At 58.1% G+C, this 26,973-nt stretch carries 23 protein-coding genes and 1 tRNA gene; 7 read left to right on the top strand and 17 right to left on the bottom strand.

The window, feature by feature from the left end:
• Nucleotides 1-2: 2 nt before the first annotated feature.
• The 8 genes from pepN to B3Y70_RS02995 form a co-directional block, all read right to left on the bottom strand.
• Nucleotides 3-2,645, bottom strand: coding sequence for an aminopeptidase N (gene pepN / locus B3Y70_RS03030; RefSeq protein WP_288589174.1), 2,643 nt, complete (start codon nt 2,643-2,645; stop codon nt 3-5).
• Between the two features lie 31 nt (nt 2,646-2,676).
• Complete coding sequence (locus B3Y70_RS03025; protein WP_121206949.1) at nt 2,677-3,513, bottom strand: DUF2797 domain-containing protein; 837 nt, start codon at nt 3,511-3,513, stop codon at nt 2,677-2,679.
• A complete protein-coding gene (locus tag B3Y70_RS03020; protein WP_121206950.1) occupies nt 3,510-3,809 on the bottom strand; it encodes a YeaC family protein in 300 nt (99 codons plus the stop codon). Before B3Y70_RS03020 ends, B3Y70_RS03025 begins: the two co-directional genes overlap by 4 nt.
• A gap of 175 nt (nt 3,810-3,984) precedes the next feature.
• Nucleotides 3,985-4,659: a rhomboid family intramembrane serine protease gene (locus B3Y70_RS03015; RefSeq protein ID WP_170155414.1), complete on the bottom strand. Its 675-nt coding sequence runs from the start codon at nt 4,657-4,659 to the stop codon at nt 3,985-3,987.
• A 16-nt stretch (nt 4,660-4,675) separates the two neighbouring features.
• Nucleotides 4,676-5,689, bottom strand: coding sequence for a metallophosphoesterase (locus B3Y70_RS03010; RefSeq protein WP_113878887.1), 1,014 nt, complete (start codon nt 5,687-5,689; stop codon nt 4,676-4,678).
• Between the two features lie 2 nt (nt 5,690-5,691).
• Nucleotides 5,692-6,576 (bottom strand): NAD(+) kinase, encoded by an 885-nt coding sequence (locus B3Y70_RS03005; RefSeq protein ID WP_011785545.1) that lies wholly within the window; start codon nt 6,574-6,576, stop codon nt 5,692-5,694.
• 76 nt (nt 6,577-6,652) lie between these two features.
• Entirely contained in the window at nt 6,653-7,888 is a 1,236-nt protein-coding gene (locus tag B3Y70_RS03000) for a DNA repair ATPase (protein WP_011785546.1), read from the bottom strand.
• 133 nt (nt 7,889-8,021) lie between these two features.
• Nucleotides 8,022-10,085 (bottom strand): NADPH-dependent 2,4-dienoyl-CoA reductase, encoded by a 2,064-nt coding sequence (locus B3Y70_RS02995; RefSeq protein WP_222179949.1) that lies wholly within the window; start codon nt 10,083-10,085, stop codon nt 8,022-8,024.
• Nucleotides 10,086-10,220: 135 nt separating this feature from the next.
• Here B3Y70_RS02995 and B3Y70_RS02990 point away from each other — a divergent pair, with 135 nt between their 5' ends.
• On the top strand, nt 10,221-11,267 hold the full coding sequence (locus B3Y70_RS02990) for an AraC family transcriptional regulator (RefSeq protein WP_288589172.1): 1,047 nt from the start codon (nt 10,221-10,223) through the stop codon (nt 11,265-11,267).
• A gap of 23 nt (nt 11,268-11,290) precedes the next feature.
• On the opposite strand, the gene B3Y70_RS02985 is transcribed toward B3Y70_RS02990, so the two are convergent.
• Nucleotides 11,291-11,367 (bottom strand) — tRNA-Asp (locus B3Y70_RS02985).
• Nucleotides 11,368-11,485: 118 nt separating this feature from the next.
• Nucleotides 11,486-12,517, bottom strand: a complete 1,032-nt coding sequence (locus tag B3Y70_RS02980; RefSeq protein WP_014420974.1) for an AraC family transcriptional regulator — start codon at nt 12,515-12,517, stop codon at nt 11,486-11,488.
• A 236-nt stretch (nt 12,518-12,753) separates the two neighbouring features.
• Here B3Y70_RS02980 and B3Y70_RS02975 point away from each other — a divergent pair, with 236 nt between their 5' ends.
• Nucleotides 12,754-13,629 carry a MaoC family dehydratase gene (locus B3Y70_RS02975; RefSeq protein ID WP_288589171.1) on the top strand — a complete coding sequence of 292 codons (876 nt, stop codon included), beginning with the start codon at nt 12,754-12,756 and terminating at the stop codon, nt 13,627-13,629.
• A gap of 3 nt (nt 13,630-13,632) precedes the next feature.
• On the opposite strand, the gene B3Y70_RS02970 is transcribed toward B3Y70_RS02975, so the two are convergent.
• Genes B3Y70_RS02970 through B3Y70_RS02960 form a run of 3 tightly spaced genes read right to left on the bottom strand, consistent with a single transcriptional unit; the run spans nt 13,633 to nt 18,320 of the window.
• Nucleotides 13,633-15,201 carry a response regulator gene (locus B3Y70_RS02970; protein ID WP_023009323.1) on the bottom strand — a complete coding sequence of 523 codons (1,569 nt, stop codon included), beginning with the start codon at nt 15,199-15,201 and terminating at the stop codon, nt 13,633-13,635.
• A gap of 51 nt (nt 15,202-15,252) precedes the next feature.
• Nucleotides 15,253-15,873, bottom strand: a complete 621-nt coding sequence (fixJ, locus tag B3Y70_RS02965; RefSeq protein ID WP_014420970.1) for a response regulator FixJ — start codon at nt 15,871-15,873, stop codon at nt 15,253-15,255.
• A 38-nt stretch (nt 15,874-15,911) separates the two neighbouring features.
• Nucleotides 15,912-18,320: a Lon protease family protein gene (locus B3Y70_RS02960; RefSeq protein ID WP_011785551.1), complete on the bottom strand. Its 2,409-nt coding sequence runs from the start codon at nt 18,318-18,320 to the stop codon at nt 15,912-15,914.
• Nucleotides 18,321-18,558: 238 nt separating this feature from the next.
• Here B3Y70_RS02960 and B3Y70_RS02955 point away from each other — a divergent pair, with 238 nt between their 5' ends.
• Nucleotides 18,559-18,936 carry a PilZ domain-containing protein gene (locus tag B3Y70_RS02955; protein ID WP_031210250.1) on the top strand — a complete coding sequence of 126 codons (378 nt, stop codon included), beginning with the start codon at nt 18,559-18,561 and terminating at the stop codon, nt 18,934-18,936.
• Here the strand turns inward: B3Y70_RS02955 and B3Y70_RS02950 are convergent, their stop codons facing one another.
• The 4 genes from B3Y70_RS02950 to B3Y70_RS02935 form a co-directional block, all read right to left on the bottom strand.
• Nucleotides 18,937-19,398 carry a flavodoxin family protein gene (locus tag B3Y70_RS02950; RefSeq protein ID WP_014420968.1) on the bottom strand — a complete coding sequence of 154 codons (462 nt, stop codon included), beginning with the start codon at nt 19,396-19,398 and terminating at the stop codon, nt 18,937-18,939.
• 32 nt (nt 19,399-19,430) lie between these two features.
• Nucleotides 19,431-20,474 carry a recombinase RecA gene (gene recA, locus B3Y70_RS02945; protein WP_011785554.1) on the bottom strand — a complete coding sequence of 348 codons (1,044 nt, stop codon included), beginning with the start codon at nt 20,472-20,474 and terminating at the stop codon, nt 19,431-19,433.
• A 157-nt stretch (nt 20,475-20,631) separates the two neighbouring features.
• Nucleotides 20,632-21,132, bottom strand: a complete 501-nt coding sequence (locus B3Y70_RS02940; protein ID WP_014420967.1) for a CinA family protein — start codon at nt 21,130-21,132, stop codon at nt 20,632-20,634.
• Nucleotides 21,133-21,169: 37 nt separating this feature from the next.
• A complete protein-coding gene (locus B3Y70_RS02935; RefSeq protein ID WP_286715199.1) occupies nt 21,170-22,270 on the bottom strand; it encodes an FAD-dependent oxidoreductase in 1,101 nt (366 codons plus the stop codon).
• A 73-nt stretch (nt 22,271-22,343) separates the two neighbouring features.
• Between B3Y70_RS02935 and B3Y70_RS02930 the strand changes: the two genes are divergently transcribed.
• From B3Y70_RS02930 to fdxA, 4 genes are all read left to right on the top strand, one after another.
• Complete coding sequence (locus B3Y70_RS02930; RefSeq protein WP_286715197.1) at nt 22,344-23,048, top strand: TIGR04283 family arsenosugar biosynthesis glycosyltransferase; 705 nt, start codon at nt 22,344-22,346, stop codon at nt 23,046-23,048.
• Nucleotides 23,045-23,668 carry a TIGR04282 family arsenosugar biosynthesis glycosyltransferase gene (locus B3Y70_RS02925; protein ID WP_286715195.1) on the top strand — a complete coding sequence of 208 codons (624 nt, stop codon included), beginning with the start codon at nt 23,045-23,047 and terminating at the stop codon, nt 23,666-23,668. Before B3Y70_RS02930 ends, B3Y70_RS02925 begins: the two co-directional genes overlap by 4 nt.
• Nucleotides 23,669-23,779: 111 nt before the next feature.
• Complete coding sequence (mutS, locus tag B3Y70_RS02920) at nt 23,780-26,404, top strand: DNA mismatch repair protein MutS (RefSeq protein ID WP_286715193.1); 2,625 nt, start codon at nt 23,780-23,782, stop codon at nt 26,402-26,404.
• A gap of 163 nt (nt 26,405-26,567) precedes the next feature.
• Nucleotides 26,568-26,891, top strand: coding sequence for a ferredoxin FdxA (gene fdxA, locus B3Y70_RS02915; RefSeq protein WP_011785560.1), 324 nt, complete (start codon nt 26,568-26,570; stop codon nt 26,889-26,891).
• Nucleotides 26,892-26,973 lie beyond the last annotated feature (82 nt).

The following is a 26,973-nucleotide window of genomic DNA, read 5'->3' as shown; positions in this document are numbered from 1 at the left end:
CGTCAGTCTGCCAGGCTCTTGTGTACTACTTCATACACGTCTCTGGACAACTCGGCTTTATCGCGAATCCGCTCCAGTGCCGATTTCATCTGTTTGCTATACCCGGGAGCGAACTTCCGCCAACGGGTCAGCGGTGCCACCAGTCGCGCCGCAATCTGGGGATTGCTGTCATCCAGTCGGCATACCTGCTCGGCAAGGAATTCATACCCGCTGCCGTCAGGATTGTGGAATGCCGCCAGGTTCTGGGCCGCAAAGGCACCCACGACAGAGCGCACCTTGTTCGGATTCTTCCAGTCAAACGCCGGGTGATCGAGCAACTGCCGTATCTGCGGCAGCTGACCTGCACGATCGCTGGAAGCCTGCACCGAGAACCACAACTCTACCACTTGCGGGTCGTCGCTGAATCGCTTGTAAAAGGCTTCCAGGGCCTGTGTTCGATCTTCCGCGAAATCAGAATTCACCAACGCTCGCAGTGCGCCGAGCCGGTCAGTCATGTTATCAGCACCCCGGAACTGCTCTTTGGCCAGCGCCAGCGCTTCCTGATCACCAATATGCAGCAACCAGCCCAGCGCGGTGTTACGGAGACTGCGGCGGGCAATGGCCTCGGGCGTCAGCTGGTAATCGCCCTGCCCGGCGTTACGCTGATAACAGGCCATGAGTTCATCCCGCAGGCCTTCAGCCAAATAACCAAGCACCTTTTCACGGGCCTGGTGAATGGCAGCAACATCAGCCTGCTCCGCCAGCTCAATGAGATAGGCCTCGGAAGGCAACTGCAGCATCTTTGCCATCAGAGCCTGATCCAGCTCGCTGTCCTGCAGCAACGACCGATAGGCATCCACCAGGCGCGGCTCCACCTCGGCAGACTCAAACTCTCCCACCAGAGACTGAATCACATCCACGGCCAGGCGCTGGCCTGCGTCCCAGCGGTTAAAACCGTCCGGATCATGGCTCATCAGGAACAGTAGTTGTTCCCGCGTCCAGGGGTAGTGCACCCGCACGGGGGCAGAAAAATCTCTCAGCAGAGAAGGTATCGGGCACTCTGACAGGCCCTCAAACTCAAAGCACTGTTCCGCCTGACTCAGCTCCAGCACCCGCTCCAGAGGCGCTTCGCCACTCTCACCACTCAGGTGCAAGGGCAGAGGCTGGCCGTCAGCGCCCAGAAGCCCGAGCGCAAACGGAATATGCTGCGGCTTCTTGTCGGTCTGGCCCGGCGTGTCAGGAATACTCTGGCGCACGGTAAGCCGATAGACACCGCGCGACTCGTCGTACTCATCAGACACCGAAACCACCGGCGTGCCGGCCTGCTCATACCATAGCCGGAACTGGCCCAGGTCCCGCCCGGACGCGTCTTCCATAGCGCGAACAAAATCATCGGTGGTGACCGCCTGCCCGTCATGGCGCTGGAAGTACAGATCGCTGCCCTTACGGAACATCTCGTCACCAAGGAGGTTGTGGATCATCCGAACCACTTCGGCACCCTTTTCGTAGATGGTCAGGGTATAGAAGTTGGAGATTTCCATGTAAGACGCCGGGCGCACCGGGTGGGCCATGGGGCCGGCATCCTCGGCAAACTGTGCTGTGCGCAACAGGGTGGCATCCTCTATTCGTTTCACAGTCGGCGATCCCATATCGGCAGAGAACTGGGAATCCCGGAACACCGTAAAACCCTCTTTCAGGCTCAGCTGAAACCAGTCGCGGCAGGTTACCCGGTTGCCGGACCAGTTATGGAAGTATTCGTGGGCGACGATGGCCTCGATGCGCTGGAAGGCGGCGTCCGTAGCAGTCTCCTGACTGGCCAGGACACAGGAAGAGTTGAAAATATTCAGCCCTTTGTTCTCCATGGCGCCCATATTGAAGTCGTCCACCGCCACGATCATGAAGATATCCAGGTCATACTCCCGCCCATAGACCTCTTCGTCCCAGCGCATGGAACGCTTGAGGGCATCCATGGCGAAATCACACTTCTTCGCGTTGCGGGGCTCGACATACATGCGCAGATCAATGTTGCGGCCGGAACAGGTGGTGAAGGTGTCTTTTTTCTCCACCAGGTCTCCGGCTACCAGGGCAAAGAGGTAAGCCGGCTTGGGGAACGGATCTTCCCAGGTGACAAAATGGCGACCATTTTCCAGCTCGCCCTTATCCACCGGGTTACCATTGGAGAGCAGCACGGGATAGGCGCTTTTGTCTGCCTCGATACGGGTACGGAAGCGCGCCATGACATCCGGCCGGTCCGGATAGAAGGTAATGCAGCGAAATCCTTCCGCCTCGCACTGAGTGCAGAACATACCGGAGGACTTGTACAAACCTTCCAGCCGGGTGTTGTTCTGAGGTTCGATCCAGGTGACTACCTGCAGCTCGAATTCTTCCGGCACCGAGGGCACGACCAGCGCATCGCCACGGTCTTCGAACTCACCAGTGCCCAGAGGCGAGCCATTCAGGGAAACCGATTCCAGTTGCAGACTATCACCGTGCAGAAACAGAGGGGCAGCGCTCTCCGCGGAATCCGGGTTGCGGCGCACAGTCAGGGTACTGTGCACACGTGCGCCGTCTTCAAATAATTCAAAACGCAGATCCACCTGATCAACCAGATACGCAGGAACCTTGTATTCACTCAGGTAAATGGTTTGTGGCTGGTTGGTTCGCATTCATACTCTCCAGAGAAAAGACATGGCGGATTCAGTCAAGAACCCGGAACCGGACTTCATAGCCGGTAAATTTGCGGATATTGATTACACCGGTGTCGAGCATCAGATACTGGCCTTTGATACCTTCCAGCAAGCCCTCCACTTCCGGCGTTTTGTCCAGATTATGGGTTTTCACCTTGGCCGGCCATACCTGAACCGGATAACCCAGCCCAAGTGTGGCTTCGTCCACAATTCGTATGCTGTCTTCACCATGCTGCGCCCGCAATTGCGCCAGGTCGTCTGCGATCAAGTCCAACAGCCGCTCACGCTCTTGCACCAGATCCAGCTCCGGCACATCACCCTTTAGCATGGCTCGCCAGTTGGTGCGGTCAGCCACGTGGTTCTTGCACGCTACTTCTACCAGACCAGACAGGTAACGGCTGGCGACCCGCAGCATCGGTATCGCCGTTACCGCCCCTTGATCAATCCAGCGGGTCGGTACCTGGGTGGCCCGGGTTATACCCACTTTCAAGCCGCTGGAATTGGCCAGATACACGACATGTTCAACCATGCAGTTGGCCTCGCCCCACTCCGGCTCCCGGCAGGTACCCAGGTGATAGTGGCATTTTTCCGGGCTCATGATGCAGCTGTCGCAGGCGGCCAGCTTTCGGAAACACGGATAGCAGTAGCCCTGATTGAAACTCTTTTTGGTGGTGCGATCGCAATGAATACAGCGAATCACGCCATCAAAATTCAGCCGCACCTTATGACCAATAAGGTCATTCAGGGTAATGCGTTTGTCGCCGATAGCCAGGTTGTAGGCCACCGGGTCGCCGGCCTCGGCCGGCATCTTACGAAGCCGACCGGTTACATCAATGGATTCGCTCAAACCTTGACCTCAACAAACTGATCGGGGTCCACATCGTTGTTGCCCTGGCGATCTTTGCGGAACTGCACAGACGGATCGCAAGCGGTACCGGCTTTCTCGCCACGGTCCAGGTATCCCACTCGCTGTTCTTCCGGGATGTTGTGCTTTTCTTCATAATATATCACCGCTTCCAGGCTGATAGCGCGCTGCTCACGGGTCAGCGCGCGACCATCTGGCCATTTACCAAGCTCAATGGCCCGTTTCAGGTTGCGGTAAACCGTCGGGTCCAGCCGCTCAATCAGTTCTTCGTATGTCATTCCCGCCTCCTGAACGTTTCTTCATATAAAAAAATGCCAAGACCGTTTGACAATTAAAAATGATAACGATTATCATTAATTCACCAAATGACAACGGTCGTATCATTTGGTCTCTCTCATCAGGAGCTAAAAGCTCTTTTAACAGCCTCACCTTTTGGTGGGGCTTTTTTTTGTTTCAGCCTCGGTATCGACGAGGAGGCATGATCGCCGCCATCGCCAACCCGGCCAGAAAGCCGCCCAGGTGTGCCTCATTGGCCATGCGACCCACGCCAATCATCTCCGGCACTGGCGTAAAGCCAATGATCATCCACACCAGCGCAAAGGTCACGAGTGCCGGCGGGAATTGGAAACGCGGCAGTCTTCGCTGGCTCAACCAGCAATAACCGAGGATGCCGTACACCACCCCCGAGAGCCCGCCGAACAGCGGGCCGGACACCAGATACTGTAGAAGATTGGACGCCAGACTGGTGGCCAGAAACAGTCCTACCAGCCGTGCCCGGCCGTCCATCCATTCGATCTGACTGCCCAGGAACCAGAGCATCACCGAGTTGAAGATGATATGGGTCCAGCTGAAATGCAGGAAATCCGGCGTCAGCAGCCTCCAGACCTGGCCTCCCGAAAGGGTCATAGAGAGCGCTTCCAGGCGCCCGGCCAGTGTGCTGAAGGTATCCCAGCTGAACGGCCGGGGGTCGACAATCATCATAGCGGCGGCAAAATTGCTCTGCCCCATGCCGGTCAGCCATACCATCACCACGGCAACCACGATGACGCCAATGACAAAAGGAGCATGGCGGGGCGCAGGCTGCCAGCGGCCGCCAGGAGTGATCGGGGAAGACGACGGACTATCCAAAACTACCTCTCTGGTGTTAGCGGGCGACACTATCTTCGCTGGTCGGGTAATCGGGCTGCTCCGGCCGGTCAACATCAACCCAGACAAATTTGTCCGAAGAGAGCACTTTTTCCCCATCAAACCGATAGGCCACCAATTTGCCATACTTCACGGCGCTGAAATCAATACACGCCACATTGTGCTTGAGCGGAGCGGGGGCACCCTCCATCCAGTAATGCCCGACAAACACCGGCGGCGCGTCCAGTGGATAGGTAATCAGCTGCTTGCGCTCCTCCTCGCGCAAAGTCCTGCTGGCCACCTCCGGCGGCAGCGGATCCGGCTGAAACACCACATCTGCATAGGTTTGCGGGTCGTCTGCCCAGAACTTGGTACGGAAGAACTGCCGGACGTAGCCATCCCGGCCCGTAATGGACATCCCTTCCGGCAGGCGCAGGTCGGTTCCGCGCAACAGGGTATCCATCACCTGCCCGGCGAAGGATTCGATGGCCGCCGAGGCGTGCAGGAAATCTTCGTCGATACAGGCGCCGCCCTGGCTCTGGCGGAACTGATCAATCAGGGTCTGATCCCAGCAGGCATGCACCACGCGAAAGCCTTCCTCATCAATGAACAGCGGAATGCTGTAAAACCACTCCAGAAATTCGTTCCATTCATGTGGATACGCATCAAACTGCTCAAGGGTTTCCTTGATCAGCCGATCGTGGCGGGCATTGTGTTCCCTCAGAAACTTCTTGCCGCTGCCTGGCCGTGCCCGGGTGCAGTAACCCAGTGCGTTGTACTCGTGGTTGCCCATGACAATTCGGGCAAAGCCGTGCTCCACCATGTCACGCACCAGATGCAACGCTTCCCGTATTCTCGGCCCACGATCAATAATATCGCCGATAAAAATGGCCTGTCGGCTGGGGTGCTGGTATATGCCGTTCCGCTTCCGATACCCCATCTGCTCCAGCAATCGCTCCAGGGTATGGGCGCAGCCGTGGATGTCACCAATAACGTCGTAGCCGCGATGTGCCGTTGTCTTGATTGCCGCCATGATCAACTCGCTGCTATTTCGCTTGCCCAGCCCAGCTTGTCCCGGCAGGTCGCGTAAAAATTGTGATCGGTGGGATGAATCAGACGGATCTTGAATGGTTTTTTGGTGATTCGGATGATGTCTCCCGGGGCACAGGCAATGTTCATCTGACCATCGAAGCTGACCTGTGGATAGGTTTCATTGGTTTCGCCGATCACCAGCTTGATTTCGCTTTTGCCATCCACCACGATCGGTCGACTGCTCAGGGTGTGGGGGAACATGGGCACCAGCACCACCGCATCCAGCTTCGGGTGCATGATCGGGCCACCAGCCGACAGCGAATAGGCCGTGGAGCCGGTGGGCGTCGCCACAATCAAACCATCTGAACGCTGGCTGTAGACGAAATGACCGTCGATAAACAGGTCAAAGCCAATCATCCGCGTAGATTTACCCGGGTGCAGAACCACGTCGTTCAATGCCGAGCCATACCCCAATGGCTGGCCATTACGCTCAACATGGCCATCCAGCAAAAACCGGGATTCTTCGATGTAATCGCCCTCAAGAACCCGGGCCAGGCGCTCTTCAAGATCTGACGGCGAGATATCGGTCAGAAATCCCAGTCGACCGCGGTTCACGCCAAGAATCGGAATCTTGGACTTGGCCAACTCCCTGGCGGCGCCCAGCAGGCTACCATCACCCCCGACCACGATCACCAGATCACAGATCTCACCCAGGAGCTTCTTGCTGGCCACCTGCAGACCATGACCAGGAATCATGGTGGAAGTGTCTTCCTCGATGATCACATGGTAATTGTTGGCGGTAAGGTACTGCTTGAGCTGCCGTAAAGACTCCACCACCTTGACGCTGCCCATGCGCCCGACGATGCCGATATTCCTGAACTGGTCCATGAAGTGTCCCGTGGTCTCTGAATGAAACAGGAAACAGTTTAACGAAACTCGGGCAGATTCTGAAAAAAGATACCGATCAGGCCTTGTGCTGGTCGCAGCGGTCGTCCTGTCCGGGCTCAAATTCGGCAGGCTGGGTCACGCGCATGATGGGCTCGCCACAGGCTTTGCCTTCGTCATCAACATGTTTGCATACGGGGTGTTCGTAGTGGGCAAGCCATTCCCGATAGGCAGGCTCATTCATACCACAGCGCTCTGCGGCATAGGCCAGCGGGTTTCCGAAGTAAGTGTCGATGTCTTCGTAGGGCAAAGTAATATGCCCGACACCAGGGTGATAGGCCACCAGGAATACCGCCTGGGTGCGCAGCTGCTCCAGCAGGGAATCTTCCGGAGGCTGGCGATGGCGGAGTTCATGGTTCTCCTGCTCCAGAGCCACGATCTTGTCGTCTCGCAATTCCAGCTCCCGCTGTTTGCGTTCCAACTGCTCCCTCAACAACACCGTCTCGGCATTGGCATTGGCATCTTCCCTGCCTTGCTCGGCACTGCCCTCCGCCATTTTTTCCTGCATGCTCAGGTATTGCTCATTGCGCTGGGACAGGCGTTTTTTCAACTGCTCGTTGGTCAGTTTCAGGCGTTCGTGTCGCTGCTCCAGGTCCGCCAGCTCACTGCGCAGCCCCTGCATTTCATTGCGATGCTCACGCTGAAGGTCAGCCAGTGAATCCCGATGGACGCTCTGGAGCGTCTTGATTCTGAGCCGTTGCTCGCGGAGGACCTGAGCCAGACGCGCGCGGTCACGGCTACCATCGTCACTATTCGATTGCGGGGTCGGGGCCGTGAGTACCGGGATATTCTCTTCTTCGGGCTCGATCTTCTGAAAACGGAGAGTATTGGCGTCAACCGCCTTGCGAATGGCCTGAAAATGGTTGTTGCCGGGGGTCATGTCCGGGTCCCAGAGCTCATTGGCAAACTCCGGATCCGGACACTGACTACGACACACCAGCCTGATAGGGCCGCCCCCCATGTTGGGGCCTTTGGCGCCCTGCTCTGCCAGAGCTTCAATGGGGACATTCCAGTGGCTGTCTGCGCGCCCCTCCTCATCAAACCAGATGCGGAAGAACACCAGAGAACGCACATTCAGATCGGTGCTGAGATTGACGAGAACCGCCCGGACATCAGTCTCGGCCAGGTCTGACAGACCGACATAGCCATCCAGGAAAGCGCCAAATTCCGACAGCCTCATCTGCCGGGCAACCTGGCTACCGTCCATAAAAAATACCGCCGAATAACCTTCAGCGGCCTGGCTGGCATTTACCATCAACCTTCTCCGTGCCCCGGGAATCTCAGTTCCGGACGCTCGCCAGCGCCCTTTGGTTCCAATTCAAACACTTTCCGACATAGTCTAGCCAGACAAGTGCCGAAGCACAGAGAAAAACTGCAACGATTTGTGATCAAATTTCCGCAGCGAGCCGGCTACCCTGGTTAATGGCCCGCTTGGCGTCCAGCTCTGCCGCCACATCGGCACCACCAATCAGGTGAACCGGAATGCCCGCAGCCTCAACACCGGCCTGCAGCTCACGAAGCGGCTCCTGACCAGCACATACAATGATGGTATCCACCGGCAGGATCTTGTCCTCACCCTGCTCCGAGCCTTTCGGCGTAACCGTGATGTGCAGACCTTCATCGTCGATCTTGCGATAAGTCACCCCCGGCACCATCTGAACATGGCGATTCTTCAGCGAGGTTCTGTGAATCCAGCCTGTGGTCTTGCCCAGATTCTTGCCCACTTTGGAGGCCTTACGCTGCAGCAGATAGACCTCGCGAGCCGGTGCCGGCACTTCCGCCGTAACGCCCTGGATACCGCCGCGATGCTCTACCGACAGGTCCACGCCCCACTCCTTCATGAAGTGTTCGGTATTCAGCGAGGGAGAATCGCCCTTGTGGACAATAAACTCGGACACATCAAAACCGATACCACCGGCACCGATCACCGCCACTCGCTGGCCCACCGGCTTGCGCTCCAACAGGGCGTCGAGGTAACCGATAACGTTCGGGCGATCAATGCCCTCGATATCCGGAGTGCGGGGTTCCACACCAGTAGCCAGAACCACTTCATCGAAACCACCCGCTTTGAGTTCCTCGGCGGAAACCCGGGTATTCAGACGTACATCGACCCCGGTCTTGTCGAGCATTTTCCGGAAATAACGCAGGGTTTCGTAGAATTCCTCCTTGCCCGGAATACGCTTGGCCACGTTGAACTGGCCACCGACTTCGCTGCCGGCATCAAACAGGGTCACCTTGTGACCACGCTCCGCGGCCACGGTGGAAAACGCCAGGCCCGCAGGGCCGGCACCGACTACCGCGATGGACTTGGGCTGCGCCGCTTTAACGTAAGCCAGCTCGGTTTCATGGCAGGCCCGCGGGTTGACCAGGCAGGAGGTCAGCTTGCCGCTGAAGGTATGATCCAGACAAGCCTGGTTACAGCCGATGCAGGTGTTGATCTCGTCGGCACGATCCTGCTCCGCCTTCAGCACCAGCTCAGCATCGGCCAGGAACGGCCGGGCCATGGAGACCATGTCGGCATCGCCGTCCGCCAGGACTTTTTCGGCGACATCCGGCATGTTAATCCTGTTGGTGGTCACCAGGGGAATGCTGACCTCGCCCTTCAGGCGCGCTGTTACCTTGGTAAATGCAGCCCGGGGCACCGAGGTGGCAATGGTCGGAACACGGGCTTCGTGCCAACCGATACCGGTGTTGATAATGGTGGCTCCGGCTTTCTCGATTTCCTTGGCCAGGTGAACCACTTCTTCCCAGGTGCTGCCGTCTTCAATCAGGTCCAGCATGGACAACCGGTAGACGATAATAAAGTTCTCACCCACCCGCTCACGGACCCGGCGCACAATCTCCAGCGGTAGACGGATACGGTTCTCGTAGCTGCCGCCCCACTGGTCGGTGCGGTGGTTGGTGTGAGCGACGATAAACTGGTTGATGAAGTAACCTTCAGAACCCATGATCTCGACACCGTCATAGCCGGCCCGCTGCGCAAGAGCGGCGCAATTCACGTAATCGTCGATCTGCTTCTGGATACCGGCTTCGTCCAGCTCCCTGGGTTTGAAAGGGTTGATGGGCGCCTGAATAGCAGAGGGTGCCACCAGCTCCGGAGAGTAGGCGTAGCGGCCAGCATGCAGAATCTGCATACAGATCTTGCCACCTTCGTCGTGAACCGCCTTGGTGATGACCTTGTGCTTGTCGGACTCTTCCTCGGTATTCATCTTGGCCGCATGCTGGAATACCGCACCTTCCGTATTCGGGCCTATACCACCAGTCACGATAAGACCAACGCCGCCACGGGCGCGCTCAGCGTAGAAAGCAGCCAGGCGCTCAAAACCGTTTTTCACTTCCTCAAGGCCGGTGTGCATGGACCCCATCAGGGTACGGTTGCGTAACGTGGTAAAGCCCAGATCAAGAGGCTTCAGAAGATTCGGGTATTTGCTCTCGCCGGAAGCAGTGGTCATGAAATTCTCCTCATCTGATCAGGTATCGGGACATCCGCCCATTTGTTATGGGCATAACACTACCGACCCTGCTCTGCGCCAACAATATCCAAAAATAACATTTGATTATCCCTGAACAACATCAATAATAGGCCCATGATCAAATCCCGAACGCCGGCCCGGAATGCTCTGGGCGATATCAGCTTGCTCTACGTGTCCGTACTACTGCGGGCCGTTGCTGCCGAAGGTGGAGATGCGGAACAGCTGAAAGCACGGTTCCATCTGAGCGCTCCGGAACAGGCAGCCGTCGATGCCCGTATCAGCATCCCCAGATTCATGCGACTGGGCCACGCCGCTATCAAAGCCACGGGGAATCCGGCGCTGGGGCTGCGCATGGGGGCGCTGTCACGCCCGGTCGACGCCGGCATCGCGGGGCTCGCCGCCGAAACCGCCGGGACAGTCGCCGGGGCACTTGAATTGCTGGTGCGATATTCACTCCTCACCAGCCATAATTCCCGCGGGGCTCCCAGCTTTCAGCGCGCAATGAAAACCGTGAGCTTCTATTCCATTCGCCCCTACAACCAATACAACTATTTTGTCGTGGATTCTGTGCTGGCCGCCTGGACCCAACTGATTCGACACATGACTGGCCGCTACGATGTACTGGAGCGTGTCCGGATTGAGTACCCATCCATTGGCCAGGACGACCTGTTCGAGAGCTGGTTCCGATGCCCTGTGGAATTCGGGGCTCCGACAAACGATATCCGGATCAAGGCTTCAATCTGGGAACTGGTACCGGCACAGGCCCAGAGAGGCATGAATGAGAAACTGGTGAACCTGTGCGAACAGGAACTGCAGCGAATCCAGCGAGGGTGGAGAATTACCGATCGCGCTCGCCATCACATGGCGCCATTACTGGTGGGTGGCAAGGTGTCGGTGGACGTTCTGGCCGCAAAAATGGGCCTGACGCCCTGGACACTGCAACGACAGCTGGCCGAAGAAGGCAGTGGATTCCGGCAATTACTGGACACTACCCGCCAACAACTGGCCTGGGATTACTTGAAGGAAACCGACAGCTCGCTGGCAGAAATTGCCTGGCTGCTCGGCTTTGCCAACCCTCCGGCATTTCACAAGGCATACCAGCGATGGCATGGCATCAGCCCGGGCGAACATCGAAAGATTCTGAGAATCAGGAAAAACTGAGAAGACTTAAGGGGAGGTAAAAATGGCGGAGCGGACGGGACTCGAACCCGCGACCCCCGGCGTGACAGGCCGGTATTCTAACCAACTGAACTACCGCTCCGCGTAGCTGCCTGAGCTGTCTTGCGACTGCTCTGTGACAACGAGGGCGAATTATAAAGAGGCCCTCGTTTATGTCAACGATTTTCCCAAACTTTTTTCAGATTTGCCTGAATCGCCACTTACATGGCATCAACCATTGCATCCTTGCCTTGGGCGGTCTTGCGGTATTCAATCGGTGTCATGCCAGACCAGCGCTTGAACGCCCGATAAAACGTACTGGGTTCTGAAAAGCCGGTCAGGTAGACAATTTCATCAATGGATTCATCGGTGGTGGCCAGTAGCTGCCGTGCTAGACGGTAGCGGAAATCCGCCAATACCTGATTAAAACTGGTCTCGGCCTCGGTCAGCCGGGTTCGCAGGGTCCGGGGCTTGATCCCCAAACGCTCAGCCACGGCATCAAGCGTGACTTCGCCGCTATCGAGCAATTCCGCGATGATGCGCTCCACCTGGCCAACAATGTCCTTCTTCTCGAGGCGGGCCACCTGCTCACTGGCGAAGCGTTCATGCAGGGCCAACAGTTCGGGTTCCGCATGAGGCGATGCATGGGACAGCAATTCGGCGGGGAAATAAAGCCGGTTCTCCTCGGCACCGAACACCACCTCACACCCCAACACCTCACGAACATGGTCCTGACCCTGCTCCCGATCATGCTCGAACTCAATCCGGGATGGGTAGAAATTGCCGTCGGTAATGGATTTGAAGAAGGTAATCAGGCCTTGAACAAAACACTCATTGAAGTGTTTCAGACGGCGAACATCGTCTGAGGCGGTATCCAGAACCATGCAGGCTTCATCGCCAGCCACGAAAAAATCCGTGTTGGCGGCATCGCTGAGCAAGCGCTGATAATTCTGGGCGCGGCGCAACCCCTCGCCAAACGTCGGACTACTCAGGAACAGGTATTCCAGTACCTGCCCCTTGTAGGCGGGGAGCAATGGCCCAAGGTGCAAACCAACGTCGGGGTCACCGGATACATCCTCCACCGCCTGCCAGAAATAGAGCTGGGCGCTGTGGGGAGTCCTTAGCTGATCCGTGTATACGTACTGCTCGTTAACGCCAAGGCGGCTGAAGATGGCGTCGGTATCAATACCTCTTCGCTTCATCGCCTCGTATATCAGGCGCAGCATCACGCCTGCATCACGTAGTTCCTGCATAGTATCCCGCTTTTTTATTTATTGGTTACTACTTTGACCCGCCGGACAGGGCCCGGAGCACGCCAGGTCAATGCCAGATCTGGCCGGGTTTGCCAGACTTTCGTCGTACATTAGAGCATATCAGGCCACATACGCACAGTTGTACCAGAAATTGGCAACGCCCAATATAAAATCACATTGCCATCAAGACATGCACACGGATGCCGGCCCCGGGGCCGACCAAGGAGAACGCTACGATGTCCGCGCCACTGGTTTATCACCACACGCCCCCTGCCCTCTTGCCTCTGTACGGTAAGGCACTGCTGCCGAAATCCGGAAAGAACCACCCCGAAGCGGTGCAGATTCCGAGGCTGGAGGCCAGTCTTCTGGGCGTTACAACGGACTCTCCCGCGCTCCGCGATTATATGAAAGTCTGCAGTTTTCAGCCGGGAACCCGCCTGCCAGTGACCTGGCCGCATATCCTGGCGTTCCCCCTGCACCTTAAACTGCTCACCGAACCCGCATTCCCGCTGCCGTTGCTGGGGTTGGTCCACCTGAGAAACAGCATCACCCAGCATCGCCCTCTGGCCGCAGGCGAAAATCTGGACCTCAAGGTTATCCTCGACAACCAGAAACGCACCGACCGGGGCCTGGAGTTTGACCTGGTTACGGAAGCGAGAGCCTCAGGACGCCTGATCTGGGAGGAAGTCAGTACCAACCTGTTCCGGATAACCAACGGCCCCGGTAAAACCAGCACCAAACCGAAACCGGAGCTGGAAACCTACCCATTCTCCGAAGCGATCAAGGCCCCGGAAAACCTGGGCCGGCAATACGCCAAAGTCTCGGGGGATCGAAACCCGATCCACATGCACGCCCTGAGCGCCAGAGCCTTCGGTTTTCCACGGGCCATTGCCCATGGCATGTGGAGCAAAGCAAGGGCACTGGCGCTGCTGGAGAACCAGAAGGGCTGGAAGGATGGCCCGGTGCGGGCCAGTTGCCAGTTCAAGAAACCCCTGCTACTGCCGGGAAACGCGATGCTGAACTGGCAGACAGGAAAAGATGGCTGGGATTTCCAGTTACTGAATGCGAAAGGCGATGCCCCGCACCTGACCGGGCGCATCGACTGGCTGTAGCGCTTATTCCTCCGGAGCGCAGACCTCTACTTCTGCTCCGGAAACAGGCAGAGTGAACCAGAAACAAGCGCCGCCATCTTCCGGTCGCTCGTATCCGATTTCGCCGCCCTGAGCCTGAATCAGGGAGCGGCAGGTGGCCAATCCGATACCCATACCCTCGTCTTTGGTGGTATGAAACGGATGAAACAGTTTCTCTTCGGCTTCTTCGGCGACTCCGATGCCATGGTCCCGCACCTGGACCCGGACACAGTGGTCGCCACAACGGCGGGCACTCACTTCAACCGGCGTTGCCGCGCCGGCACTGCGGGTGGCTTCCAGGGCATTGCGTATCAGGTTCAGGGCGACCTGCTGCACCTGTATGGGGTCCGCCAGCACATCCGGCAGCGAATCCTCTACCTGCACCTCGATGCCACCTTCGTTGTTGCGCATGTCGACTTCGGCAAACTGGCGGGTATCCTCCAGCAAACCGGGAACCGAGAGTATTTCCTTACCGGTGGCGGGCTTTTTCATGAATCGCCGGATCCGGCGGATGATTTCGCTGGCGCGATGGGACTGAGCCTCGACCTTGTCCAGGGTTTCCTGCAGCAAACCGAGATCCGGTTGCTCCTTGCCCATCATACGCTTGGCCACACGGGCGTAATTGGTGATTGCCGTCAGTGGCTGATTGACCTCATGAGCAAATCCCGCCGCCATCTCACCCATGGTGCTCAAACGTGAGGTGTGGGCCAGCTGATCCCGCTGCTCCTGAACCATGGCCCGGGCATCCTCCAGTGCCTGCTCGTTTTCCAGCTCGGTGGTGATATCCCGGAACACCACCACCGCACCGTGGAGTTCTTCGTCATCCAGTTTTGGCGTTGAGCGATATTCCGCGGGGAAACCGGAACCGTCGGCCCGCAGCATGCGGATATCGCGCTGGTTTTCGGCCACGCCTTGCCGGCAGGTAGCCATCACCGGCAGGTTGTCTTCCGAATCTGACGCGGTGGAAAAATGCAGATCAAAAAAGCTCTTGCCGATCAGGTCTTCAACCGGGCAACCCATGATCATACCCGCAGCGGGATTGGCGAATTCAATGATGCCATTCTCGTCGAGGCCGTAGATGCCCTCGCTGATGGAATTGAGAATCCGGGTCTGATCACCCTGAAGCTCGCGGTTCCGGGCCTGCAATTCACGCTCAAGGCGAATCACCTGGGCATGGGTTTTCACCCGCGCAATCACTTCCTGGGACTGAAACGGCTTGGAAATGTAATCCGCGCCGCCAAGAGAAAAACCTTTTACCTTGGCCTGCAGATCATCCAGTGCCGACAGAAACACCACCGCACAGTCGGCCGTTTGCGGGTCGGCTTTCAGGCGCTCGCAAACCTCATAGCCGTCCATTTCCGGCATCATGATATCCAGAAGGATGACTTCAGGGTGGTGTCGGTGGGCAAGGTCCAGTGCTTTCTCACCTTCGTTGGCGATCAGCAAACGGTAGCCTTTGTCTTTCAGGGTCTCGTAGAGGACCTTCAGGTTCTGCGGGTTGTCGTCCACCAACAGAACCGTCACCTCGGAGTTCTCACTGACAGTTTCAGTCATAGAAATACGGCCGGTTAAAAACGTTCGGACATGATGACGGTGCCGGCCGTCCTAGTCGATAAGGTCCTTTACGGACAGGACCATACGTACCAGATGGGCCAGGGAATGGGTGCCCATTTTGTGCATTACGCGGGAACGGTGAATCTCCACGGTACGCTGGCTGATTTCCAGCTCAATGGCGATGACCTTGTTGGCCTGGCCGGCAATCATGCGGTCCATGATTTCCCGCTCGCGGGGCGTCAGACTCTTCACCCGGCGGATGATTTCCTGTTTTTCGTCCAGGGATTTACGCTGTTCCTGATCCTGCTCCAGGGCCGCCTCGATCTTCTCCAGCAGGGCCTCTTCACGGTAGGGCTTCTGGATGAAATCCACGGCGCCCTCTTTCATGGCGTCCACCGCCATCGGCACATCGCCATGGCCGGTCACAAAGATGATGGGCAGGATCGAATGCTTGTCGTTAAGCTTCTTCTGAAGCTCCATGCCATCCATCCCGGGCATACGGATATCCAGCACGATGCAGCCGGCCATCTTGTCGGAATAGTCCTTCAGAAAGGCATTGGCGCTTTCGTAGGTTTTCACCGGCTTGCTATCGGATTTCAGCAACAACTCCAGTGAATCACGAACGGCTTCATCGTCCTCTACCACGTACACAGTTTGCTGGATCTCAGTCATGGATCTGTACTCTCCTGTCCGTTTTATTATGGTGCCGGTCAGTGAATGGACGGATCTTTATGATCGTCCCGGGCGTGCTCCTGCCGCTCATGCTCGCGCATTTTTTCGAGCCGTTGCTGAATAATGCCAAAAACACTCTGCTTGGGGTACCTGCCTTTCTCATCGGCTTTGCCCGCCGGCTTGCCCAGTAACAGTGTAATCGCCTCTTCCACCCGGGCAACCGGGTACACGGCAAACCGCCCTGCCCGGGCCGCCTGCACCACTTCGCTGTCCAACATCAGGTTCTGGACATTGGTGGTTGGAATGATGACACCCTGGCTGCCGGTCAGACCACCTTTAAGCTCACAGGTGGCATAGAAGCCTTCCACCTTTTCGTTCACACCACCAATCGGCTGAACCTCGCCAAACTGATTAACAGAGCCGGTAATGGCCAGATCCTGCCGCACCGGAATGCCGGACAAGGCCGAAATCAGCGCACAGAGTTCCGCCAACGAGGCACTGTCGCCATCCACCTCGCCATAGTTCTGCTCAAAGGTCAGACTGGCAGACAGGTGCATGGGATCGTTCACGGCAAAATGAGAGGCCAGCCAGGAACTCAGAATCATCACGCCCTTGGAGTGGATATTGCCGCCCAGCTTCACATCGCGCTCAATGTCCATAACTCCGCCATCTCCATAGTAGCAGCTTGCGGTCACACGATTGGACAAACCAAACTCGAAGCCACCGGTGGACAATACCGAAAGCGCGTTTACCTGACCTACGCAGGTGCCCGTGGTGGTCACCAGAGTGGAACCGTCCCGGATGGAATCATAGAACTGATCACGGATGCGACTGCTGCGGTAACGGGCGCTCTCCAGCGCACGTTCCACATGTACCTCAGAAATCAGCTTGGCACCAGCCTGGCGGGCCCAGAAATCCGACTCTCGCAACAGGTTGGCAATGTCGGCGGCATGCAACGACAGCCTGTCCTGATGGTCGGCCATGCGGGCACTATGCTCGATAATGCGAGCCACCGCCTTGTTGGTGCAATGCAACAGCTTCTTCTCGACCACAAGGCTGGAGATGAACTTGGCGTACAGCAACTGGCTCTCTTCGGTGCGGTACATCTCGTTTTCGAAATCCGCCGTTACCCGGAACAGCTCGGCAAACTCGGAATCGTATTCCTGCAGCAGCATCCAGGTTTCCCGATCGCCGAACAACACAATCTTGACGTTCAGGGGAACCGCCTCCGGCTCGATGGAAATGGTGCCGGAGAGGGTCAGCTCCCGCTCCAGGGAGTTGATCTGGATCGATTTTGATCGCAATGCGCGCTTCAGACCATCCCATACGAACGGCTGCTCCAGCACCTTGATGGCGTCCATCAGCAGATAGCCACCGTTGGCCCTGTGCAGGCTTCCGGCCCGAATCAGAGAGAAGTCGGTAAAGACCGTGCCCTTGTAGGTCACGTTTTCCACATAGCCGAACAGATTGTGATAGGTGGGATTATCTTCCACCACCACCGGTACTTCATTGGTTTTCTGATGCACCAGCACATTGATGAGGTAGCGCCGGGGCATTCTCTTGTCCAGTGCGGCCCAGGCAATGGCCGCCTGCTCCTCGTCGTCTTCCAGGAAGATATCCAGGTTATCCACCAGGTCTTTGCGAACGGCCTCCAGGTAAGTAACCACATCGGGCTGTTCACGATATTTCTCTACCAGCTCGTCAATCTGATGGCCGGAAATACCCTCCAGGGTCTCCTGGTTCAGAGCCTGCTGTTTGTCGGCATATTCCTGTTCCCAGTCCGCCATCTTCCGCAACGCCTGGCGCAGCTTCTTCTCGAGCTTGTTGATCGAGTCCTCAAACTTGTCCCGCTGCTCCTCGGTCAGAGCCTGGAAGCTTTCCGCGGTGTGAGGCTCGTCGCCATTCATGGCGACCAGGCGATAGCCACCGGGGGTGGTTACCGTCAGGCTTACCTTTTTCCGCTTGGCCTGGGCAGCCACTTTGGCCAGCTCATCTTCCTGCCTCTTGCCGTAATCATTCTTCAACTGCTCCGAGCGTTCCAGAAAGCTGTCGCTGTCAAAAGTCTGGGGGATCGTTTTCACCAGCCGGGTCATCAGCTTTTCCATGTCCTGCTTCAGCTGGGTCCCCATACCTCCCGGCAGCTGCAACAGCTTGGGATTACGCGGTTCCTCGAAGTTGGCGACATAACACCAGTCATGGCTTTGCTGCAGCGTGTCCACATGATGCTCAAGGTAACGCAGCATCATCGTTCGCTTGCCCAGCCCATTCCGACCCACGGCATAGACGTTGTAGCCGCCATGGGGCATGGCCAGGGCAAAGCGCACGGCCTCCTGGGCACGGTTCTGGCCCACGATTTCGGCCAGGGGCTCAAGTTGCCTTGTGGTCTTGAATGGCAGGTCTTTGAGGACGCAGGCTTTATACAGCTGATGCAGGGGCAGAGACTTCAAATTGGCTTCCCGTAACGGTCAGTTTTGTCGGATTTCAGGCCCGCCATTGTAGTGCCTGGGGCCGGGTCTGTCGCGTACCTCGTCCGGTTTTATCGAAAGGGGCCAGAGCCGACCGCAAGTGCCAACTTGGTCACAAATCCGGCCGTGGTCATTTTTCATGCAAGCCGTCGATTACTACACTTCATCTCCCGGACGGAATCCGGCCACAACAAGTACAAGACACGTGATGACTGAAAACATGACGAATAATTCCGCAGATCGCCGCATCAAGGATCGTTTTCCGGCGTCCTGCCTGAGGGTTCAACTGCGTGAGCGCGGTTTCTTCGGCCGTGGCAAACAGCCTGTGGCAGTTACCTGCCTGGACATGAACCGCTATGGTATGGCGGTTCTCTGCCCACGACCGGTGGATGTAGGTGTGCGACTGTTTCTTGATATCGAGGGCAAGTACATCAGTGAATCCCGGGTCGGCGCCCGGGTTATCGCCTGCCAGCCCTACCAGGCGGGATATCGGGTCAGTCTGCAGTTTGCCTATTGCCTGGACAAAAATGCCTACTCACGAACGATGGACAACGCACTGTCCCGTATTGAAGGCTTCTACAACCGCTACGCCAGTTGATCAAATCAGGCCGGCGTCAAGACTGGCCGCCACTGCCATACCCAACTCGTAACACTGCTCTTCAAACTCGGGCCGGAATTCACCCCGGCATACCAGTGCATCCTGCACCAGCTTCCAGCGCAGCCCTGTGGTTATGGTCTCAATAGCTCGGCGGGTCCCGGTACCATCATGGCCGGCACGGATATAAAAGGCAAAAGGCAGGCCCTGGGTTTTCTCCAGGCAGGGATAGTAGCTGCGGTCGAAAAAGTCTTTCAGGGCGCCAGACATGTAGCCGAGGTTTTCCGTGGTGCCCAGGATGATGGCGTCGCATGCGAGGATGTCTTCGGGGCCAGCTTCGAGAGGCGCCTTTACCACCACCTCTACCGCTTCGATGTCCGGATTACGAGCGCCATTTTCGATGGCGCTCCGTAATCTCAGGGTATTCGGAGACGGGGCATGAGCCACAATCAGCAGTCGCTTCATGTCACGCCTCCCTATCTTTCTCTTTTTAGAATTTATAGCAGTTCGCCATTGGCTTCAGCAGGAGCCTCCGCCGTCTCTTTCTTGACCGGCTTGGGCATCAGCTTGTCACGCACTTTAGCCTCGATTTCATTGGCGATATCCAGGTTCTCTTCCAGGAACTTACAAGCGTTTGCTTTGCCCTGGCCGATCTTGTCGCCGTTATAGGCGTACCAGGCGCCGGATTTGTCCACAAAGCCTTCTTTCACGCCCATGTCGAGCACTTCCGCCATGTGGTAGATGCCCTTGCCGTACATGATCTGGAACTCCGCCTGCCGGAACGGAGGCGACACCTTGTTCTTGACGACTTTTACGCGGGTTTCGTTGCCCACCACCTCGTCGCCGTCTTTCACCGAACCGATACGGCGAATATCCAGACGCACAGAGGAATAGAATTTCAGGGCGTTACCACCGGTGGTGGTCTCGGGGCTACCGAACATAACACCAATCTTCATACGGATCTGGTTGATGAACACCATCAGGCAATTGGCGTGCTTCACATTACCGGTAAGCTTGCGCAGTGCCTGTGACATCAGGCGAGCCTGAAGACCCACGTGGCTGTCGCCCATCTCGCCTTCGATTTCCGCTTTCGGGGTCAGGGCCGCTACCGAATCGACTATGATCACGTCCACCGCGTTCGAGCGCACGAGCATGTCGGCAATTTCCAGCGCCTGCTCACCGGTATCCGGCTGGGAAACCAGCAGCTCATCAACGTTAACACCCAGCTTTTCCGCATAAACCGGGTCCAGTGCGTGCTCGGCATCCACAAAGGCACAGGTTTTACCCTGTTTTTGCGCTTCCGCGATAACCTGCAGAGTCAGCGTGGTTTTACCGGAGCTCTCCGGGCCGTAAATCTCAACGATCCGGCCGTAAGGAAGACCACCAATGCCCAGAGCAACATCCAGCCCAAGGGAGCCGGTGGATACGGCAGGAATCGCCTCACGGGGCTGGTCGCCCATCTTCATTACAGCACCTTTACCGAACTGACGTTCGATCTGGCTCAACGCTGCGCCGAGTGCTTTCTTGCGGTTATCTTCCATTCTTGCAAACCCTCGTTACCAGGGCCGCTCAACCTTGTTGGCCAAAGCGGCAGAATCCGGAGAAAACCTGAATAGCCATCCAGTGTTTTCCTGTATATTTGAACAGTATTAAAACATATGGCCAGAAGGAGACCAACCCCCGGAAAGGTGAAAATCCTCACAGGGTTTCGACAAATCCGGTAACTCCTTCTAATACATACAAAACCGACTGCCGGCGCACCTGATCCCGATCGCCATCGAAATGCGCTACCCGGGCTTCGGTGTTGTCAGCCCGGCTGCCCCAGGCAAACCAGACCGTACCAACCGGCTTGTCTGCACTACCCCCACCCGGCCCGGCAACACCGCTGACAGCGACAGCGATATCCACGCCTGTGGCACGTATGGCACCTGTCACCATCTGTCGCACCACCGGTTCACTGACCGCCCCGCACTGCTCCAGAGTATCAGCCTGTACGCCAAGGATGGCCTGCTTCGCGGCGTTACTGTAGGTCACCAGACCCGCCATAACATAGGCGGACGAACCCGCCCGGTCAGTCAGCACCTTGGCCACCCAGCCACCGGTGCAGCTTTCAGCGGTAGCGATGGTCATCCGCCTGCGCTCAAGCGCCGCCGCCAGCGCGTCACCAGCCTTGGCCAATTGTCCGTCGGTCACATTCATACGGTTCTCCCGTTTCCTGTAATGCCCGTCGCCATTCTCAGGCTCCGGGAAAACTGTCAACAAATCCGCGATCAATGCGGTCTTTCCACTTCCAGACCCAGGCGCCCGAAAACGTCAAGGGGCCATAACTACCAATCGCCGTGCAGTCTCCCGCCGCCAACAGGTACAACGAAAACCTGCGCGGATAGAAACGCACCAACGGTTTACCCGATATCGCAGCCGCAAGATTGCGGGCCAGTATCGGCCCGGCACGAACCGCGTGTACCCCGGAACGGTCCAGCCGTTGGTCAACCCGGCTACAGGCATCTCCGGCCACAAACACATTGTGGTGAGACGTGCTGCGATGGCTGGCGTCTACCCTGACAAAACCGGCTTCGTCTACGGCCAGGCCGCTGGCTTCCAGAAAGGGCAGAGCCCTGCCACCGGTAGATACCAGAACCGCATCGGCCCGCATTCGTCGCCCACCAGCCAACCGGACCCCATCAACCACCGGTTCGCCATACTCCTCAACAATCTCGACACCGCAGCGCATCAGCGCCCGCCGCACCAGGCGGCGAAAGCGGGGACGAAAGCCCGGCACTACACCATTGCTGCCGGCCACCAGAACAACGCCCGCCTGGTCGCAGTCCGCTGATCGCCGGGCCAGGGCCATAGCGATCTCCGCACCTCCAGCGCCTCCACCAAGAACAACAATGCGCGGGCGCGCTCTGGCGCGCAGGGATCTTTCGGTTGCCGGCCAGTCTTCAGCAAATCGTTCGACGGGCTTAACACCGAGGATCATGCTGTCCGGCTCGTTCAGCACGGCACTGTCACTGGCCGATCCAACATCGACAGAGAGCAGATCGTAGGGCACCCGTTCACCACTTGCCAACACGACCTCCTGCTCGGCTGCCCGCAATTCAACAGCCCGATCGAGCACCAGCCTGCCACCGGCGGCGATCACCGTGGGCTCGACCAGGACACGACACTGATCGAGGCGATAGTGCCCGGCCAGCCAGCCCGGGATCATCCCGGAGTAGTACTGCCACCGGGACGGTGACACCACCACCAGCTCCGTTTCCGGCAACGGCTCGCGCGCGAACTGACGCAACGCCACCATGTGAGCGTGGCCGGCACCCAGCAAAACCAGTCGTTTCATAACCTCATCTCCCGCCTGCCATGCTCACCACCCCGAGCTCTGATATGCTCCTCTCAGGAGGCCACCAAAACCCATGTTGCGACACCCAATACGCGAAGAAGATCCCCGGCTCGCAATCATCGTCCCCGTTCTCAACGAGATCGAGGGTATCGAACCGCTGCTGAGCCACCTGGAAACCTGGCGTCAGCGGGGCGCCGAAATCATTGTGGTGGATGGCGGCAGCGACGACAAATCGGACAGTCTCATTGAAGCAAGGGGGGTTCCCCTGATCCGCTCTGCCCGCGGACGCGCAACCCAGATGAATGCTGGAGCCCGCACCAGCCAATCGCCTTTCCTGATGTTCCTGCACGCGGACACCCGGCTGCCGGAGCATGCGGACACGCAAGTGATGACTCACCTGGCACGCTCAGAAACCAGCTGGGGCCGTTTTGATGTTTGTATCGACGGCCGCTCCGGCCTGTTGCCGATCGTTGGCGCCATGATGAACCTGCGCTCGAGACTGACCGGCATCGCCACCGGCGATCAGGCCCTGTTTATGACTCGAACCCTGTTCGAGCAGGTCGGAGGCTTTCCGGAACAACCACTGATGGAAGATGTGGAAATCTGCAAACGCCTGAAACACATCACGCCCCCGGTGTGTCTGAGGGACAGAGTGGTCACCTCCGGCCGGCGCTGGGACCAGCGCGGCGGCTGGCGGACGATCTTTTTAATGTGGCAGTTGCGCTGGGCCTATTGGCGCGGCGTTCCCGCAGACCAACTGGCAGCCCGTTACCGATGAACCAGACACGTATTATTGTTATCGCCAAAGAACCCCGGCCCGGGAAGGTAAAAACCCGCCTGATCCCGGCGCTGGGCGAGGCCGGTGCCGCCCGGCTGGCAGACCGCATGCTGCGGCACACTCTGGCGCAGGCCCTCGACGCCAATATCGGCCCGGTGGAGCTCTGTGTCAGCCCGGATCCTGCGGCAGATTACTGGCAACAGTTGGACCCTGGTGACCGAGCCATCCTGTCTTCCCAGGCCGAAGGTGACCTGGGCCATCGCATGGCGGAAGCCGCCAGACATGCCCTGACAGCCGGCTTACCGGTGATCCTGATCGGAACGGACTGCCCGGATCTTGACGCCAACCGACTGAGGCAAATGGCCGGCGACCTCCTGAACCACGATGCCTGCCTGTGCCCGGTCGCCGACGGCGGCTATGCCCTGCTGGGGCTCCGGCGTTTCAGCCCGGCCCTCTTCACGGATATACCCTGGAGTACCGAACAGGTGGCCGCCATCACCCGACAGCGTCTGGCGGCCCTGGGGTGGCGGCTGGCGGAGAGCGAAACCCTGAACGACGTCGACGAACCGGCTGACCTGCAAAGGCTGGCGACAGACTATCCCGGACTGATGATGCCCTGAGTGACTGACCGGCTGCCGACACCTCCGGACCGTGGTACCATCGCGGGTTTTGGTATCCCGAACGGCGTGCCACCACCCTTGCCGATGTTTACCCGGAAGAATTGAGGAACTATGACGGACCTGTCCAAGCACACCCCGATGATGCAGCAGTACCTGAAAATCAAGGGAGAACACCCGAACGAGATGGTGTTCTACCGCATGGGGGACTTCTACGAGCTGTTTTACGACGACGCTAAAAAAGCCGCAGAATTGCTGGACATTACCCTGACCGCACGTGGCCATTCCGGAGGTAATCCGATTCCCATGGCAGGGGTACCCTTCCATTCGGCCGAAGGCTACATTGCCCGCATGGTTCGCGCGGGCCAGTCCATCGCTATCTGCGAGCAGATTGGTGATCCTGCCACCAGCAAGGGCCCGGTGGAACGCAAGGTCGTGCGCATTGTCACTCCCGGTACGCTGAGTGACGAGGCCTTTCTGGAAGACCGCCGCGATAACCTGCTGGCAGCCATCTACCATCACAAAGAGCAGTTCGGTTTTGCCTCACTGGATATTTCCAGTGGCCGGTTCGCAGTGTCGGAACTGGAGAGCCTTGAAGCCCTGCAGGGTGAGCTTCAGCGCCTGCGACCCGCTGAAATCCTGATCAGCGAAGATTTTCCCTATACCGAGATCCTTGAGGGTTTCACCGGCGTACGCCGCCAGGGCCCCTGGCTGTTTGAATCGGACACCGCCCTCCGGGTGATCACCCAGCAGTTGCAGGTACGCGATCTCACCGGCTTTGGCTGCGAAGACCTGACCCTGGCCGTTTGCGCTGCCGGCTGCCTGTTGCAATACGCCAAGGAGACCCAGCGCACGGCGCTGCCACATATCCGCAAACTGACCCGCGAACGCCGGGAAGACGCCGTGATACTGGATGCCGCCAGCCGCCGGAATCTGGAAATCGACACCAACCTGATGGGTGGCCAACAACACACCCTGGCCTGGGTGATGGACCGCACCGCCACTGCCATGGGAGCCCGGGAGCTCCGACGCTGGCTGAATCGTCCACTTCGGGATGTTGAGCGCGTGCGCCAGCGCCAGCAGGCAGTATCTGCACTGCTGGACGGTTTCCACTACGAGCCAGTGCACGATCTACTGAAACGGGTGGGTGATATCGAACGGATTCTGGCCCGGGTTGCCCTGCGTTCTGCCCGCCCCAGGGACCTTGCGCGCCTGCGCGACGCTTTTCATGCCCTGCCAGAACTGCAGGAGGCACTGAAACCGGTCAACTCACACCATGTCGTGAAACTGGCCACCGTCATCGGTGAATACCCGGAACTGGCCAACCTGCTGGAACGCGCCATCATCGACAACCCGCCGGTGGTGATTCGTGATGGCGGCGTGATTGCCGAAGGCTTCGACGAAGAATTGGATGAACTCCGCAACATCAGTGAAAACGCCGGCCAGTATCTGCTGGATGTGGAAACCCGGGAGCGTGAACGCACCGGCATTTCCACCCTGAAAGTGGGTTACAACCGGGTGCACGGCTACTATATCGAGATCAGCCGGGCCCAGTCTGAGCAGGCGCCGGTGGACTATATCCGCCGCCAGACCCTGAAAAACGCCGAACGCTTCATCACCCCGGAACTGAAAGAGTTTGAGGACAAGGCACTGAGCGCCAAAAGCCGTGCCCTGGCCCGGGAAAAAGGCCTGTACGACGACGTCCTGGAAACCGTGGCCGAACAGTTGGCCCCGCTGCAGGACGCCGCCCAGGCCCTGGCCGAACTCGACGTACTGAGCAACTTCGCCGAACGAGCCACGTCCCTGCGCTTCACCGCGCCGGAATTTACCGACCAGCCAGGATTTGATGTGGAGGAAGGTCGGCACCCGGTGGTGGAGCAGCTGCTCGACGAGCCGTTTGTGCCCAACAACCTGTTGATGGATACCAAACGCCGCATGCTGGTGATCACCGGCCCGAACATGGGCGGTAAGTCCACCTACATGCGCCAGGCCGCCCTGATTGCCCTGTTGGCCTACACCGGCAGTTTCGTGCCCGCCAACCGCGCCGTGCTTGGCCCGGTGGACAGGATCTTCACTCGCATGGGCTCCTCGGATGACATAGCCGGTGGCCGCTCCACCTTCATGGTGGAAATGACCGAAACCGCCAATATCCTGCACAATGCCACCGAACACAGCCTGGTGTTGATGGATGAAGTGGGCCGCGGCACCAGCACCTTCGATGGCCTTTCGCTGGCCTGGGCCACGGCCGAGCACCTGGCGAAGAACATCCGGTGTTATACCCTGTTCGCCACCCACTACTTCGAACTGACCCAGTTGGCCGATGACCTCGACCATGCGGTTAACGTGCACCTGACCGCCACCGAGCACGACGACTCCATCGTGTTTCTGCACAATGTGCACGATGGCCCGGCAAGCCAGAGTTACGGGCTGCAGGTGGCAAAACTGGCCGGTGTACCCCAGGATGTGATCCGCAACGCCAAAACCCAGCTGGCGCATCTGGAAGGTCTGGAAGCAGGCAGCAACCCGTCGCCGGCGCCCGTGAGCGTTAATGAGCCGAAACCGGCTACGCCATCTGCGGCTAAGACCGCCAGTGTGGATGCAGTGTACCAGGGCGACATGTTTGCCGTGGCCGAGCCGAGTGAAGTGGAACAGGCTCTGGAGAAGCTCGATCTGGACGGCATTACCCCAAGAGACGCCCTGAACCAGCTTTATGAACTCAAGGAGTTACTGGCAAAATAACAGCATTCTGCGCCAAACTTGATCTGGGTAATAACGATATAGCAGGCCAACGCTTGCGGCAGTGTGGGGGGCTCCCTACAATATCGCTCCAAATTATAAACGGGGCCGGGTAACTGACAGGCTCCTGATGAGACTGAATCTTCTACGAACCAGGGATCTGACTATGGCGTTTATCGTTACTGATAACTGCATCAAGTGTAAATACACCGACTGCGTGGAAGTCTGCCCCGTGGACTGCTTCTACGAAGGCCCCAACTTTCTGGTCATCGACCCGGACGAGTGCATTGACTGCGCCCTGTGCGAGCCAGAGTGCCCGGCCGAGGCCATCTTCTCGGAAGACGAGCTGCCGGCAGGCCAGGAAGCCTTTGTTGAAATCAACGCAGAGCTGGCCGGCAAGTGGCCCAACATCACTGAAAAGAAAGACCCGCTGCCAGATGCCGAAGAGTGGGACGGTAAGCCCGACAAACTCAAGTACCTGGAGCGCTGAGGCCAGGCCGCGCGCAAACGAAAAAGGCCGGAGGCATCACCTCCGGCCTTTTTTGATTGGCCCTGATGCGTTTCAGCCAGCG

This window comes from Marinobacter sp. UBA5687 (genome assembly GCF_002420325.1).
GTDB classification, from domain to species: Bacteria; Pseudomonadota; Gammaproteobacteria; order Pseudomonadales; family Oleiphilaceae; genus Marinobacter; species Marinobacter nauticus.
Note: the sequence above shows the minus strand (reverse complement) of the source record. Positions and strands in the feature narration are given on the sequence as shown.

Bases quoted from the DNA above. Each gene is read 5' to 3' on its own strand.
- pepN (WP_288589174.1), bottom strand. From the start codon at position 2,645: ATGCGAACCAACCAGCCACAAACCATTTACCTGAGTGAATACAAGGTT.
- B3Y70_RS03020 (WP_121206950.1), bottom strand. From the start codon at position 3,809: ATGACATACGAAGAACTGATTGAGCGGCTGGACCCGACGGTTTACCGC.
- B3Y70_RS03010 (WP_113878887.1), bottom strand. From the start codon at position 5,689: ATGGCGGCAATCAAGACAACGGCACATCGCGGCTACGACGTTATTGGT.
- B3Y70_RS03005 (WP_011785545.1), bottom strand. From the start codon at position 6,576: ATGGACCAGTTCAGGAATATCGGCATCGTCGGGCGCATGGGCAGCGTC.
- B3Y70_RS03000 (WP_011785546.1), bottom strand. From the start codon at position 7,888: ATGGTAAATGCCAGCCAGGCCGCTGAAGGTTATTCGGCGGTATTTTTT.
- B3Y70_RS02995 (WP_222179949.1), bottom strand. From the start codon at position 10,085: ATGACCACTGCTTCCGGCGAGAGCAAATACCCGAATCTTCTGAAGCCT.
- B3Y70_RS02990 (WP_288589172.1), top strand. From the start codon at position 10,221: ATGATCAAATCCCGAACGCCGGCCCGGAATGCTCTGGGCGATATCAGC.
- B3Y70_RS02980 (WP_014420974.1), bottom strand. From the start codon at position 12,517: ATGCAGGAACTACGTGATGCAGGCGTGATGCTGCGCCTGATATACGAG.
- B3Y70_RS02975 (WP_288589171.1), top strand. From the start codon at position 12,754: ATGTCCGCGCCACTGGTTTATCACCACACGCCCCCTGCCCTCTTGCCT.
- B3Y70_RS02970 (WP_023009323.1), bottom strand. From the start codon at position 15,201: ATGACTGAAACTGTCAGTGAGAACTCCGAGGTGACGGTTCTGTTGGTG.
- fixJ (WP_014420970.1), bottom strand. From the start codon at position 15,873: ATGACTGAGATCCAGCAAACTGTGTACGTGGTAGAGGACGATGAAGCC.
- B3Y70_RS02955 (WP_031210250.1), top strand. From the start codon at position 18,559: ATGACGAATAATTCCGCAGATCGCCGCATCAAGGATCGTTTTCCGGCG.
- B3Y70_RS02950 (WP_014420968.1), bottom strand. From the start codon at position 19,398: ATGAAGCGACTGCTGATTGTGGCTCATGCCCCGTCTCCGAATACCCTG.
- recA (WP_011785554.1), bottom strand. From the start codon at position 20,474: ATGGAAGATAACCGCAAGAAAGCACTCGGCGCAGCGTTGAGCCAGATC.
- B3Y70_RS02940 (WP_014420967.1), bottom strand. From the start codon at position 21,132: ATGAATGTGACCGACGGACAATTGGCCAAGGCTGGTGACGCGCTGGCG.
- B3Y70_RS02935 (WP_286715199.1), bottom strand. From the start codon at position 22,270: ATGAAACGACTGGTTTTGCTGGGTGCCGGCCACGCTCACATGGTGGCG.
- B3Y70_RS02930 (WP_286715197.1), top strand. From the start codon at position 22,344: ATGTTGCGACACCCAATACGCGAAGAAGATCCCCGGCTCGCAATCATC.
- B3Y70_RS02925 (WP_286715195.1), top strand. From the start codon at position 23,045: ATGAACCAGACACGTATTATTGTTATCGCCAAAGAACCCCGGCCCGGG.
- mutS (WP_286715193.1), top strand. From the start codon at position 23,780: ATGACGGACCTGTCCAAGCACACCCCGATGATGCAGCAGTACCTGAAA.
- fdxA (WP_011785560.1), top strand. From the start codon at position 26,568: ATGGCGTTTATCGTTACTGATAACTGCATCAAGTGTAAATACACCGAC.